Genomic DNA, 14,004 nt, shown 5'->3' on the forward strand with positions numbered 1-14,004 from the left:
GAGGGTGCCGTCAGCCGGCCACCGCTGCCGCGAGCATCGCACGGCCCTGGACCTCGTAGGCGGCCTCGTCGAAGTCGTCGACGAGGGCGCGCTGGGTGGCGAACCCGAGGATCAGCCCGACGAGCATCTCGGCCAGGCCACGCACCCGCTCCTGCGGCAGGCCCTGGTTGCGGGCCCACGAACCGAGGGTCAGGTCGAGTCCGTCGCGCAGCTGGCTGAACTCGGCGCGCAGCGCCCGGCCCAGTTCGTCGTCGCTGAGGCCGCCCGCGCCGAGCTGGACGAGCAGTTCACCCAGTTCGGGGCCGAACCGCAGCGCCTCGACCGCGTAGCCGAACAGGTCTGCCGGGGATGCGGGGTTGTCGAAGTACTCGGTGATGACGGTCATCGGCCAGTGGAGCGCCTGCCGGGCGGTCTCGACGATGATCTCCTGCTTGCTGCCGAAGTGGTGGTAGATCGCCCCCGTCGAGGTGCCCGAGGCCCTGATGATGTCCGCCACCGAGGTGCCGCTGACGCCCTGCTTGCCGATGAGATCGGCAGTCGCCTCGATGATCGCCTGGCGGCTGCGGATGCTTCGAGGCTGTTCGGGCACGCCGCCAGTCTACGCAGCCGGCCCCGCCGCGGACGGGGCCGCCTCACGGCGTGGATCCGGTTCGGAGCCCCGCTCACGCCGCTCGGAGAAGCGGGCGTACATCTGGTCGATGACGTCGGCGAAACGGCGCTCGACCTCCCGGCGCTTCACCTTCAGCGTCGGGGTGAGGAGGCCGTTCGCGATGGAGAACTCCTCCGGCGAGAGGAACATCTCCCTGAACTGCTCGTGCTTGGGCAGCGAGCCTGTGAGCCGTGCCGCCCGGGCCTTGACCTCCTCGATGACGCGCGGGTTCGAGAAGAGCTCGTTGACGTGGCCGTACTGGATCTGCAGCTTCTCGGCGATCTCATCCATCGTGGGCAGCGAGGGCTTCACAAGGAGCGTCAGGAACGGCCTGTCGTTGCCCAGCAGGACCGCCTGCTCGAACAGGGGATCGGCCTGAAGCAGCGCCTCGATGGGCTGGGCGCGATGTTCTTGCCTCCCTTGGTGACGATGATGTCCTTCAGCCGGTCGGTGATGAACAGATAGCCCTTGTGGTTGATCCTGCCGGCATCACCGGTCCGCAGCCAGCGGGTGCCGTCCTCGTCGATCCAGAAAGCCCGGTCCGTGGCCTCCTCGTCGCCCCAGTAGCCGTCCATGAGATTGGGGCCGGTGTAGAGGATCTCGTTCTCGGGGCCGATGCGCAGCCGCCCGCCGCTCATGACCCGTCCGACGCTGCCGCGCTGCCAGTGCGAGTGCGAGTTGAAGGAGATGAGTGGTGCCGCCTCGGTCATGCCGTAGCCGTTGAGGATCTGCAGCCCTGCCGCGCCGAAGAACAACGCGGCCTCCCGAGGCAGGGGCGCGCCGCCGCTGACGAGCATCTTCTTCGGCCCGCCGATGGCGCCCCGGATCTTGCTCAGGACGAGCCGGTCAGCCACGAGGAGTTTCACCTGGTCGCGCAGCCGCGGGTATTCGCCGTTGTTGTACGCGGCCTGCACCCTGGCGCCGACACCGATCGACCAGTCGAAGAGGCGCTTGCGGAGCCGCGACCCGGCGGCCTGTTCGCGGGCCATCGTCATGATCGTCTCGTAGAGCTTGGGGACGGCGACCACCATGGTCGGGCGCGCCAGCGGCATGAGTTCGGCGATGCTGCGGGTGTCGGTGACATAGGTGTTCATGCAGCCGTGCGCCCACAGATAGGCCGTCCAGGCCCGTTCGAGGGCGTGTGAGAGGGGCAGGAAGCACAGCGAGTGCTCGGCAGGACCGATGTCGAACATCTCGTCGAGGGCCCGGAACTCGGCGATCATCGCGCGGTGGGCAAGCATGACGCCCTTCGGTTCGCCGGTGGTGCCCGAGGTGTAGATGATGCTGTACAGGTCGTCGCCGGTGGCCGACGCCAGGCGGGCATCGACCTCGGTCGCCAGGGCGGTGTCAGCGGGTTCACCGGCGGGCGCGAAATCGGCGAGCCAGCAGAACTCGCCGTCCCAGGCTGTGCCGTGCCGGGGGTCGTCGTCGCACGGGTCCATCGAGACGATCAGGCGCAGGCTCGGTACCGAGGTGGCCGCCTCGATCATGGTGGCGGTCTCCTGGGCGCTACCGGCGAAGGCGGCGACCATCTGGCAGTCGCCGGCGATGTGGGCGGCCTGCTCGGACGTGTTCGTCGCGTAGATCGGCACCGGGACGGCGCCGATGTACTGGCAGGCCAGGTCGGCCTGGGTCCACTCGGGACGGTTGCGGGCGTAGATACCGACACGGTCACCGGCGGTGATGCCCTGCCGGAGCAGTGCGCAGGCGATCTGGGTGACGCGTTCGTCCAACTCGCGGTAGGTGGCGATGTCCCAGACCGCGCCCTCGTCCCCGACGCGCACCCGGGTGGCCGGACGGTGGCTGTAGCGGGCGGCCGCGGCCTTGAACATGAGAGCGACGTTGTCCTGCGCGTAGTGCAGCGGGCGGTGGTGTGACATGTCAGATCCTCGCTCGCAGCCAGGCGATGTCGGCGGCCTGGGCCTCGGGCCCGCCGGGTGTCTCGACGACGGCGGGCGCCCCGGCGGTGGCGACGACGTGGGCGATGGCCCCGGCGTCGGCGAGGCCCCGGCCGAGGTTGGCGTGCCGGTCGGCGCCGGTTCCGGGCTCGTCGCGCGAGTCGTTGGCGTGCACGAGGTCGATGCGTCCGGTGATGGCCCGCACCCGGTCGACGAGGCCGTCGAGGCCGAGGCCTGCCCCGTGGGCGTGGCAGGTGTCGAGGCAGAAGCCGACCCGGTCCCCCCCATCGACCGCCGCGAGCGCCGTCCACAGCCGGTCGATCGACTCGAGCCGGCGGGCCATGGCGTGCCGGCCGCCCGCGGTGTTCTCGATGAGGATCGGCACCGCGGCGTCGAGCCCGGCCACGGCCTTCGCCCAGTTCTCGTAGCCGGCCCCGGGGTCGTCCTCGGCGGTGACGTGCCCGCCGTGGACGACGACCCCGAGCGCGCCGAGTTCGGCCGCCATGTCGACGTGCTTCTGGAGCAGTCGGCGGCTCGGCACGCGGATGCGGTTGTTGGTGCTGGCCACGTTGATGACGAAGGGCGCGTGGACGACGAGCGCCAGCCCAGCGTCGGCGGCCGCGCGCCGCAGCGCCTGCGGGCCGCCCCCGTGGGCGAGGACGGGGCCCTTCCAGCTCCGCGGATCGCCGAGGCTGATCTGGACGATGTCGGCGCCGCGCGCCGCGGCCTCGCCGACGGGGTCCTCCTCGTCGACGTGGGCACCGATCAGGACTGACATACGGTGAGCCTAGTGGGCGCCCGGGGCGGAGCCCCGACCGGCCCCGCCGGGACCCGCGAGCGCTCGCCGCGAACGGTCAAAGGCCCCGCGAGCATTCGCCGCGAGCGGCTCCGGAAAGCCCGCGAGCGCGGGCGACGGACGCCCGGACGCCCACGGCGAACGGCCCGCGCCTGCTGCGGCGACCCGGTCCGGACCCTTCGCCCGGGCCCGGTGCGCGCGCCTAGACTGGATAGGATGAACGCCCACCTCGACCACGATCCGGCCGCATCGGCGCCACTGCGCTGGCTGGCCCGTTTGGACGACGAGGTCCTCCTCAACCACTACCCGCAGCGCTCCGTCGAGCGGGGCGCCGCCTACGCCGAACGCTCCGGCGTCGTCACCGACGTGCGGCTGGGGCCCGACGCCCTCTCGGGGCACGTGCAGGGCACCCTGTCGTCCCCGTACGACACCTCGATCCGCTTCATCTGCGCGGGCCGGCGCGTCATCACCTGGTCGGACTCGTGCACCTGCCCCAAGGGCAGGGACTGCAAGCACGCCGTCGCGCTGCTCATGAGCGCCCGCTCGGCCGCGCAGCTCGTCCTCGAGGGCCGCGCCGCGGCCTCGGCGCCCGCGCCGACCAGCTCGTGGGAGCGCGTGATGGCCCGGCTCGCCCCCGAGCAGGGCGGCACGCGCAAGCTCGCCGTCGTCTTCGAGGACGCCGGCATCGCCGGGTACGACTACGTCTCCTCCGGCCGCTGGCGGCTGCACCTGCTGCGCACCGGCGTGGACGGGGACTGGGTCGGCAAGCGCGTGCGCTGGCGCGATCTCGTCGAGGCCCCGGCGATGGTCCAGGCCCGCTCCGACCAGCGGGCCGCCGTCGTGGGGCTGGCGCAGCTGCTGGGCTCCGGGGACGCCCACGCGGCGAACCGCGTGACGCTCGAGTCGCTGCCCTCCGAGGTCTGGGCGCAGCTGCGCCGGGCCGTCGACGCGGGGGTCGAGCTGCTGCACGACCTGGGCGACCGCCGGCACGCCCGCGTCCACCTGGACCCGACGAAGGCCTCCCTCGGCCTGAACCTCGCGGCGGCCGGCGACGACTACGAGCTGCAGGTGCTGCTGAGCCGCGACGGGCGCCCCGAGCCGTTCCGCCCCGGCTGGACGCTGCTGGGCGAGCCGGCCCACGGCATCCTGCGCACCGAGCCTCGCGGCGAGCTGCGGCTGACCGAGCTCGACCGCTCCGTCGACCCGGCCCTGCGGCCCCTGCTCGAGGCGGCGCCCTCGCTGGCGCTGCCCGCCGACGATCTGCCGCGCTTCCTCGGCCTGTACGCCCCGCAGCTGCGCAGCAACCTGCGTCTGACGAGCAGCGACGCGCGGGTCGACATCGACGCGCCGCCGACCGGGGGCCTGTGGGTGCAGCTCGACTTCAGCCGGCCCGGACGGCTGGCGCTGCGCAGCGGGGTCGCCCTCGCCTCGGCCGGCCACAGCACCAGGCTCGAGCTTGAGCGCTGCCCCGCCGGGCTCATGGACGAGGGGACGCGGCTCCTCCTGGACCGGGTCCGCGATCTCGTCGGGGGGCAGACCGCCGAGCTGACCGGGCGCGCCCTCCTCGACTTCGTCACCCGCGAGCTGCCCGCTCTGGAGGACGACCCGCACGTGCTCGTCGAATGCATCGGCGTCCGTCCCGAGTACACCGAGCTCACCGGCGAACCGAGGCTCGCCGTCGAGGTCCTCGACGCCGAGCCCGACGCCGATGACGCGGCCCTCGCCACCTCGGCGGTGGAGGACGCCGCCCTGGACGGCTCGACCGACTGGTTCGGCCTGTCGGTCGTCGTGACGATCGACGGCCGGGAGCTGCCAGTGGCGGCGCTGCTGGCCGCCCTGACCGCCGGCGACGACCACGTCATGCTCGACGACGGCGCCTGGATCGACCTCGCCCGTCCCGGGCTCGATCCGCTGCGTCGTCTCGTCGAGGAGGCGGCGCGGCTCGTCGACCCGGGAACGGGCGAGATGCGCCTGAGCCGCTGGGACCTGGGGCCCTGGCAGGACCTGGAGGCCTCGGGCGCCATCACGGCCGCCTCGGCCCGCTGGCGGCGCTCGGTCGCCGCGCTCGGGCACCTGGACGAGATCGCCCCGCCCGACGTGCCGGCGGCGATCGGGGCCCGGCTGCGCCCCTACCAGACGGAGGGCTACCAGTGGCTCGCCGCGCTGTGGACGGCGGGGCTGGGCGGCATCCTCGCCGACGACATGGGCCTGGGCAAGACGCTGCAGACCCTGGCGCTCATCGCGCGGGCCCGTGAGACCGGGGAGCTCGCGCGCCCGGCGCTCGTCGTCGCCCCCACCTCCGTCATGGCGGCCTGGACGGGCGAGGCCCGCAAGTTCGCGCCCTCGCTGCGGGTCGTCGTCATCGACCAGACGGCCACCAAGTCGGGCGTGCCGCTGGCCCGGGCCGTCGCCGGCGCCGACGTCGTCGTGGCCTCGTACACGCTCGTACGGCTGGACGAGGCGAGCTTCACCGCGCTGGAGTGGAGCCTGCTCGTGCTCGACGAGGCGCAGTTCGTGAAGAACCACACGGCCAAGACCTACGCCGTCGTGAGGCGCCTGCTGGCGCGCATGCGGCTCGTCATCACCGGCACGCCGCTGGAGAACTCCCTCATGGACCTGTGGAGTCTGCTGTCGATCGCCGCGCCCGGCCTGTTCCCCGACCCGAGGCGCTTCCAGGCCGACATCGCCCATCCGATCGAATCGGGCGACGAGCCGGACCGGCTCGCCCTGCTGCACCGGCGCACCCGCCCGCTCATGCTGCGCCGCACCAAGGAGCAGGTGGCCGCCGAACTGCCGCCCAAGCAGGAGTTCGTCGTGCCGGTGACGCTGGGGCGGGCCCACCGCCGCATCTACGACCGTGAGCTGGCCGCCACCCGCATGCGCGTGCTGGGGCTGCTCGACGACAGCTCCCGCACGCACCGCATCGAGATCCTCGCCGCCCTCACGAGGCTGCGCCAGCTCAGCCTGCACCCGGGCCTGCTCGACGAGGCGGACCTGGCCGTCGGCTCCGAGAAGATCGACTCGCTCGCCGAGCAGCTCCACTCGTTGGCCCAGGCCGGGCACCGGGCGCTCGTGTTCAGCCAGTTCACGGGCTTCCTCAAGCTGGTGCGCGAGCGCCTCACCGCCGAGCGGATCGGCTGGGAGTACCTCGACGGGCGCACCCGCCGCCGCGAGGAGCGGGTGCGGGCCTTCAAGGAGGGCGACGCCACGGCGTTCCTCATCTCGCTCAAGGCGGGCGGTTTCGGCCTCACGCTCACCGAGGCCGACTACGTCTTCGTCCTCGACCCGTGGTGGAACCCGGCCGCCGAGCGCCAGGCCATCGACCGCACCCACCGCATCGGCCAGGACAAGCAGGTGATGGTCTACCGCCTCGTGTCGGCCGACACCATCGAGGAGAAGGTCGTGGAGCTGCAGCAGCGCAAGCGCGAGCTGTTCGACCAGGTCGTCGGCGACGAGGCGCTGAGCAGCGGCGCCCTGACCCTGGACGACATCCGCGGGCTGCTGGCCTGAGGCGGGGCCATGGGGCCCGGTGCCGTCCGGGACCGGAGCCCACCGGCCCGGCCCCGCACCGCCCCTCCGGCCTGGTCCCGGCCCCGCACCCGGCTTCGCTGCCGCCCCTCCGTTCCCACCTCACCTTCCGTTCCCACCGCACTCTTCGGTCAACACCCTGGACATGTACGAGGTGCGAACGCAAAGGCGAAGTGGGAACCGGAGAAGAGGCGGGAGAAGCGAGGAGCGGCCGAGTCCCGAGCCCATCTCCCGGCCTTGGGGGCTCAGCCCCCAGGGGTGGTGCGCTCCCCAGGGGTGGTGCGCCCCGGGGCGACGTCCTCCGGGGCGTCCTCGGGGTCGACGAGGCGCGCGGTCAGGCCATGGATGCCGAGGATCGTGACGGGCAGGCCGACGAGCGCCGTCGTGATCGTCCTGCCGTCGAGACGCAGCACCCCGTTGCGCGCCAGCTCCCGGACGGCCCAGGCCGAGAACGGGATGACGACGGTCGGCGCGGTGGCGACTCCGGGCGTGTAGCCGCGCCACACGGCCGAATTGAGCAGATGGGTGAAGCCGTGGACGCCGAAACCGAGCAGGCCCACCTGATAGAGCCGGGACCTGCCCCCGGTCGCCCTGCCCCGCTCGGCGAGGGCGAGCATGAGGCATCCCATGATCGATATCGACACGCGGACGTGCCTCTCGCTCAGCCCGCCGCTCACCCGTCGGGGGGCCCCGCCCGGCAGTCGCCCTGCGAGTCTGCTCGCGAGCTCGGAGCCGTGCCTCCTCGACCACGGCCCCATGGTGGTCAGTTCCTCGAGGTCGTTGGCGACCCAGGCCCAGAACAGGCCCCGGGTCGCCTCGACGGGAACCCCCTGGCCACCGCGGTCGCCGTTCCCGTTCCGATGTCCGAACATCATGATATACTCCCTTGTCATCTTGCATTTACAGGTTCTCCATGTCATCGGCCGCCCTGGTGGGCCCCACGCCGGGCCCCTCGATCACCTCCTCGGAGAGGAGCCACTATGCCCGCGCGCGTCGGTCCACCGCCGCACGACGACGGTCCGGGACGAGTCATGGCGCACCGGGTCGAGGCTCTCTTCCAACCCGGGACCTCGTCCTCCGTGCCCGAACTGCCCCTGGGGATCGCGGGCCGGATGGGCAGCGGGAAGAGCACCATGATGAGGACCATCGCGGCGATGGCGGCCCGTTCGGGCACGGTCGTGCGCTGGGTCAGCGTGACGGATTCGGACCCCGGCATCCGCCGGTCAGGTCAACGCCGAGCTGATCGGCGATCCATGCGTACTGGACAGCCGTGTCGTGAACCGTCGCATCGAATGATGCAGCATGCAGGTGGCCGCCGGAACGAACACGCAGTACGAAGGGCCCGCCCCTCGCAGTGGTGCGCAGCGCACGGATCCATTTGAGGGCCTCCAGCGGAGAAACCCGCGCGTCCCTCGTCCTGACCGTGGCAAGCACCGGGGGGTAAACCGCGTCACGCACGTTCTGGCACGGTGAATATCCGCGGATGCACTCGAAGATCCTCGGATCGGCCAACGGGTCCCCCCACTCCGAGCGATCGCTGATCGTCAATGGAAGATCCGGGTGCATCATCGTTGTCAGCGGATCGACAAAAGGCATGTCGGCGACCACCGCCCTGAACCGTTCCGGCGCAAGATTGAGGACCGCCCCCACAGCCAGGCCTCCAGCGCTGCCGCCGATGAGGGCAACACGATTCGGATCAGCCGTTCGTCGTGCGACAAGGGCGTCCAAGCACGCCAGCACGTCGGTGAAGGTGAGTGGTTTTCCCAGGCCGGTCGCCACCGTGTGCCACCGGGGGCCGAGCTCACCTCCACCGCGTACATGGGCAACCGCGAAGACCATGCCTGCGTCGAACAGCTTGAGAAGCAGCGGATTGTAGTTGGGGCGCTGATTCACCCCGTATGCACCATAGACACTGAGCAGGCAGGGAGCGGGACCGGTGCGATCTCGCCGACCGACAAGAGTAATGGGGATCCGAACGCCATCAGCAGTCTCGCCGAAAAGTTCCTTCGTCTCGTAGACATCCTCGTTGAGCGCAGCCAGCTCGACCCTCGGCTCGGTTTCGTCCAGGTCGACCCTGCCACTCAGGGGCCGGTGCACATAGGAGCTGACGCCCACTCTGAGAATCGAGCCATCCCAGTCGGGCAGGGCCGTGACGCTCAATTCCGAACCAGTGGCGCCACGCACCGAACGGATGCCCGTCAACGGAACTGTCGGCTTGGCGATGACGATCTCCTGGTGCCCCTCCCTGCGGCGCCCGATGACGAGATTGCGACGAGTCACCAGCACCGGAGCCAGCACGGAACGCTCGTCATGCTCGATGAGACACCTCCAGTCCCCCTCTGCGCCGCCGAGGCGGTCGATGAAGCGGACCAGCAGACGGCCATTCGGTTGATCATCCGTGGCGACTGTGGCGAACAGGGCCGGACGCCCGTCCAGCTCTCCGACATCGAGGGTCGACCGTCCCTCGAATGGCAGGCCCGCAACCTGTCGAAGTCGAAGATCGGCAGCGCCCAGGCGGGAGATGAAGTGTCGCACCATGGTCCTGCTCACCGCATCCAGCAAGAGGAAATCTCCCGAGACGCACTGCTTCATTCGTAGCCTCAGACGCTCATCGCACTCGTGGTGCAACACAGTGACCCGGCCATCAGAAAAACTCTTGGCGAAGACGGCCGCAGGCCGGCGTGTCCCGTCGAGCCCGACCCACACGACCCGCGACCCTTTTTCATCGAGGACGACACTGCCAGAACAACCGTCGATCGGGTCAAGAAGCTCCTTCTGACCGGCGACCGAGGTCACATGGACCCTGTAGGATTCCGAACCATCCGGGTCCTCCGTCCAGCAGACGATCCTGCCATCACTGCTGAACACGACTGATCCGAGTGAAGCCCCGGGTGCCAATTCCGCGACATTGAGCGCCACCTGCGCACGTGGATCTGACATGAGATCCGTGGCCGTCGGCTCCGGCTCGTCGGAATCATGAGGCACTCGCATTATGCTGGGACTGCCGGCCTCCCCGTCGAGCACCATGAGATACCAGAAGTCCCCTGATCGCACCGCGGGCTGCGAAGCTTGTTCGTAGAACAGATCAGCAACGGGAACACCCACGAGCGCATCAGCCCTTCGGGCAGGCCCGGCAAGGACCCGCTCGCTGCACTCGGCCTCGTCCTCGAGCACCCGCTGCAACTCATCTGGGCTGTTCCTGAGCCACTCCCACTGATCGGTCCAGCTGCGGACATGCGAAATGGTCGCCATCGGCCCGGCTCCGTTCATCATTCATCCTCCGCCGAGAAGACCAACTGCCTGTCATGCGCCCAGATGGCGATCTGGACCCGGTTGTTCATGTCGAGCCGGTTGAATATCGACCCGATATGTGCTTTCACCGTCGTCACCTCCAAGTGGAGACGACGCGCAATCTGTTGATTGCTCAATCCGTCCGAGATGAGAGCAGCCACTTGACGCTCCCGCACGGTGAGCAGTTCCGGAGCGGCCCCCGCCGTCGGAACGGGCACCGGCTTGCGGTTCGCGAACTCGGCCGCCAGCCGAGCAGCCAACCGTGGTTTCAGCCAGCAGCCGCCTCGGGCGACCGTACGGATCGCCTCGGACAGATCATCGAGATCGAGATCCTTGTTGGCGAATCCAGAAGCACCGAGATCCATGGCGACGAACAGGTACTCGTCACGTTCGAAGGTGGTCAGGATCAGGATCTTGGATCGGTCAGACTCGGCCAGGATCTGCCGTGTAGCCTCCAACCCGTTGCCCTTCGGCATCCGCAGATCCATGAGGATCACATCGGGTCGCCATGCGTGCGCCAGAGAGACGGCCTCGTAACCGGTGGAGGCCTCGGCCACGACCTCGATGTCGGGACTCTCGCCGAGGAAATCCCGCAGTCCACGGCGGATGATCGCCTGGTCATCCGCGATCAGGACAGTGACCGTACCGGGGTCCTCGGGATCGGGGGCGTCGATGCCTGCCGATTCATCTTGCTGCATGGTCCCTCCTGGGATCAGCCCGTCCACCAGGACGGGGGTGGGCCTCGGCACGAGGCTGTGGCGCCATCCACGATAGCCCCGGGGACCCCCGTCGGGAACCCCGAGAAGTTCGCCCGGGACACGGGCGGGGCGGAGAACCCGACACAGGATAACGGGGGCCGCTCCCCCGCTCGGTATCCGTCGCGGTCGACATCTGCCGCAAGGTTCACCTGCGCCGGCGGCGGCTACTCCTTTGGTCCAGTCCCGCACTCGTACCTTGGTCGTCACAGATCTGGACCAAGCGGGCGGCAGCCATCACAATCGAATCACCCCATCAAGGGATCGCGCGTTGGATGCGGGATCGAACCAGGACACAACAAGCGAGCGAGAACTCCACCATGGGGATTCCACAAGTCATGACTATTCCAATGGAGACAGACCCGATGGACATGAAATATCTCGCGTTCTGCTACGCCGACCCGGCGTTCTACGACATCAAACGCGACACGACGAATGGTTCGGGAGCGCGACGGTTCGAACTTCCCCGCGACCGCGACTGGACCAGCTGGTCGCTGTCCACGGGGAATGGCTGGGAATATGTGATGCCACCTGGGATGAACATGCCTGAGCAGGGCTGGAAGATTCACGTCAGTGCCACCATGGAAAACGCGCAGAAACTCCTTGGAGACGTCGCATCCTACTGCCATGCGTCTGCCGTCCCGTTCAAGTTCCTGCCGACCCGGACGGAGCTCATGCGGACCAACATGAAGTACGCGCATCGTGGCGGCAGCGGAAAATTCATCACCATTTATCCCGATGACGATGAGCAGTGCGCTCGCATTGCCGCAGAACTGGACGCGATCATCGGCGGCGCCGAGGGGCCCTACATCCTCAGCGACATCCGTTACCATGGAGGCCCCGTCTACCTGCGTTACGGCGGCTTCCGTCCGCTGCTCATGAGATCACGCACCGACGAGCTGAGCCCAGCGATCAGGAATCCGTCAGGAGAACTGGTCGAAGACGATCGCCAGCCGGTCTTCCGTCCGCCGGAATGGGTGCAGATCCCTGATTTCATCCGAGCACAGATGGACGCTCTGAATTCTGGTGACCGACCCGAAGAGTTCCCCTATGCAGTACTCGACGCGATGCACTTCAGCAACGGGGGCGGAATTTATCGGGCCATCCCCGACGGCCAGGAGCATCCGGTCGTGCTGAAGGAGGCCCGCCCCCATGCAGGCATCTCGCCGGATGGCACCGATGCGGTGGCACGTCTGCTCCGTGAAGCAGAGTTCCTCGACCGGTTGGCCGACCTCCCTGAAGTCGTCAGATGCCACCGTGTGTTCAAAGCGGGCGAGCACTGCTTCATGGAGGAGGAACTGATCGAGGGCACGACCCTCAACAGCGAAATGGTCATGCGCAGCCCAGAGATCCGGGCAGGAGTCGGCAATCGAGAAATACTTGACTACCGCGACTGGGCGCTGGCCACCCTTGCGAAGGTCGAGCGAACAGTCCACGCTTTTCACGAGCATGGAATCGTCTTCGGGGACCTGCACCCGAACAACATCATCGTCACCCCCGATGGGGACATCCGCTTCATCGACTTCGAGATGGCCCATGACGTCGACGACCCGACCAGCGCGCCCGCCGGGGCACCTGGGTACATCGCCGAGGACGGCCGCACAGGAATTGCAGCTGATCTCTACGGGTTGGGCTGCATCAAACTGTCGATGTTCGTACCACTCACGGTCCTCCTGCCGCTGGATCACAGCAAGTTGCGAGGTCTGGTCGAACATGCCAGACAATTTTATGCATTGAGTGATGAGTTCTGCGCCTCGATCGTCGCCGACATCTCACTGACAGTGACCGATGACAATCCGGCACCGCTGCGACGACGCGCACGGGTGGCACGGGACGCATGGTGCATGGATGATCCCGAAGCAGTTGCTGAGATCGATGCCGCGATCGTCCGCGGCCTGGACGAAGCACTCGACCTGTCACGGCCCGACCGTGTCTGGCCCGGTGACGTGAGCCAGTTCGACGAGGGCGGCTACGGGATCGCAACAGGGGCATGCGGTGTTCTCCTGGCGCACCCTGAGGCACGGCAGCGGGAGGACGTGCTCGATTGGATCGAGGAAACCGCGGCCGACTCGAGCAAGACCTCGTTCGGCTTCTACAACGGTCTTGCTGGAGCTGCATGGACACTCGACCGTCTCGGCAGAGGAGAAGCGGCTGGCAGGCTTTTTGAAAAGGTCAGGACACTTCATCTGCCAAGTCTTCCCAGTGATCTTTACTCAGGACTGTCCGGGATCGGCATCTGCCTCATGGACCAGGCCCGCAGACACAACCAGCACCACTACGACGAGACCATCGCCGCCATTCACGAGGTGATGCTCGACCGCTTTGACGAGGACCGCTCAAGCATTGTCCGAGAGGTCAATGGCACAGCGACAGCCGCAGTGGGCAAGGGCGGACTGATGCAGGGGATGGCCGGTCAGGCCCTGTACTGGATCTGCAGTCATGAACTCACGGGCGACGACACCGATCCTGATCGGGCGAGCACCGCCCTGGACAGGGACCTCGCCCTGCTGGTCCAAACACCTGACGGCTCCCTGCAGCTGAACGAGGGCTGGCGAGTGCTGCCCTATCTGGCAACTGGATCCATCGGCATCGGTCTGGTGATCATGCGCCTGCTCGAGCACAGGCCCACCGATGAACTCGTGAGAACGCTTCACGGCATTGAACGGACGCTCGTCCCGCCCTTCGCGGTGCAGAGCAATCTGTTCAACGGCCGCGCCGGCTTTCTTCTCTTCGCGGACCGCCTGCTCCAGTGCCCGTGGGCATCGATCAGCGACGAAGAGGTCCTGGCGCGTCAAGCCCGACTGCTGAACCTGCATGCCCTGGTACGTGGCACCGGAATCGTCTTTCCAGGAGAACAGCTCATGCGGCTCTCGTGTGACTGGTCCTCCGGGAGCGCAGGCGTCCTGTCCGTCCTCCGACTGTACGAGAGCCGCCACCTCAAGATCGTCCCTCCCAATCTGTTCCGCACCCCACTGCTGGACCGGATCAGCGTGGGTCACAGCGGAAATGAATGGCGGGGAGCATCGTCAGAGCTCATCATGGAGAGGAGGTGAACCATGCACGGAATCCTCGTTCTGCAGTCGCTCG

Annotated in this window: 9 protein-coding genes; 2 read left to right on the forward strand and 7 right to left on the reverse strand. The window is 68.3% G+C overall.

The window, feature by feature from the left end:
* Positions 1-10: 10 nt before the first annotated feature.
* The 4 genes from K336_RS0104355 to K336_RS0104365 are packed head-to-tail and all read right to left on the reverse strand — an operon-like array spanning position 11 to position 3,325.
* On the reverse strand, positions 11-589 hold the full coding sequence (locus K336_RS0104355) for a TetR/AcrR family transcriptional regulator (RefSeq protein WP_028706384.1): 579 nt from the start codon (positions 587-589) through the stop codon (positions 11-13).
* A gap of 9 nt (positions 590-598) precedes the next feature.
* A complete protein-coding gene (locus tag K336_RS19670) occupies positions 599-1,042 on the reverse strand; it encodes a hypothetical protein (protein ID WP_423809679.1) in 444 nt (147 codons plus the stop codon).
* A complete protein-coding gene (locus K336_RS14360; RefSeq protein WP_051245392.1) occupies positions 970-2,529 on the reverse strand; it encodes an AMP-dependent synthetase/ligase in 1,560 nt (519 codons plus the stop codon). The genes K336_RS19670 and K336_RS14360 overlap by 73 nt, the downstream gene beginning before the upstream one ends.
* Before the next feature lies 1 nt (position 2,530).
* Entirely contained in the window at positions 2,531-3,325 is a 795-nt protein-coding gene (locus tag K336_RS0104365; RefSeq protein ID WP_028706385.1) for a deoxyribonuclease IV, read from the reverse strand.
* A 234-nt stretch (positions 3,326-3,559) separates the two neighbouring features.
* On the opposite strand from K336_RS0104365, the gene K336_RS14365 reads away from it, so the two are divergent.
* Complete coding sequence (locus K336_RS14365; RefSeq protein WP_051245393.1) at positions 3,560-6,853, forward strand: DEAD/DEAH box helicase; 3,294 nt, start codon at positions 3,560-3,562, stop codon at positions 6,851-6,853.
* A 263-nt stretch (positions 6,854-7,116) separates the two neighbouring features.
* Here the strand turns inward: K336_RS14365 and K336_RS16805 are convergent, their stop codons facing one another.
* From K336_RS16805 to K336_RS0104385, 3 genes are all read right to left on the reverse strand, one after another.
* On the reverse strand, positions 7,117-7,746 hold the full coding sequence (locus K336_RS16805) for an HXXEE domain-containing protein (protein WP_051245394.1): 630 nt from the start codon (positions 7,744-7,746) through the stop codon (positions 7,117-7,119).
* A 313-nt stretch (positions 7,747-8,059) separates the two neighbouring features.
* Positions 8,060-10,144 (reverse strand): prolyl oligopeptidase family serine peptidase, encoded by a 2,085-nt coding sequence (locus K336_RS0104380; RefSeq protein ID WP_081660572.1) that lies wholly within the window; start codon positions 10,142-10,144, stop codon positions 8,060-8,062.
* A complete protein-coding gene (locus tag K336_RS0104385; protein ID WP_021796581.1) occupies positions 10,141-10,860 on the reverse strand; it encodes a response regulator in 720 nt (239 codons plus the stop codon). The genes K336_RS0104380 and K336_RS0104385 overlap by 4 nt, the downstream gene beginning before the upstream one ends.
* 407 nt (positions 10,861-11,267) lie before the next feature.
* On the opposite strand from K336_RS0104385, the gene lanKC reads away from it, so the two are divergent.
* Complete coding sequence (gene lanKC, locus K336_RS14375) at positions 11,268-13,970, forward strand: class III lanthionine synthetase LanKC (RefSeq protein ID WP_051245395.1); 2,703 nt, start codon at positions 11,268-11,270, stop codon at positions 13,968-13,970.
* Positions 13,971-14,004: the final 34 nt, after the last annotated feature.

The sequence above is a fragment of the Propionibacterium acidifaciens DSM 21887 genome (assembly GCF_000426605.1).
GTDB lineage: Bacteria > Actinomycetota > Actinomycetes > Propionibacteriales > Propionibacteriaceae > Propionibacterium > Propionibacterium acidifaciens.

Coding starts and splice junctions, on each gene's coding strand:
- K336_RS14360 (WP_051245392.1), bottom strand. CDS start 2,529: ATGTCACACCACCGCCCGCTGCACTACGCGCAGGACAACGTCGCTCTC.
- K336_RS0104365 (WP_028706385.1), bottom strand. CDS start 3,325: ATGTCAGTCCTGATCGGTGCCCACGTCGACGAGGAGGACCCCGTCGGC.
- K336_RS14365 (WP_051245393.1), top strand. CDS start 3,560: ATGAACGCCCACCTCGACCACGATCCGGCCGCATCGGCGCCACTGCGC.
- K336_RS16805 (WP_051245394.1), bottom strand. CDS start 7,746: ATGATGTTCGGACATCGGAACGGGAACGGCGACCGCGGTGGCCAGGGG.
- K336_RS0104380 (WP_081660572.1), bottom strand. CDS start 10,144: ATGATGAACGGAGCCGGGCCGATGGCGACCATTTCGCATGTCCGCAGC.
- K336_RS0104385 (WP_021796581.1), bottom strand. CDS start 10,860: ATGCAGCAAGATGAATCGGCAGGCATCGACGCCCCCGATCCCGAGGAC.
- lanKC (WP_051245395.1), top strand. CDS start 11,268: ATGGAGACAGACCCGATGGACATGAAATATCTCGCGTTCTGCTACGCC.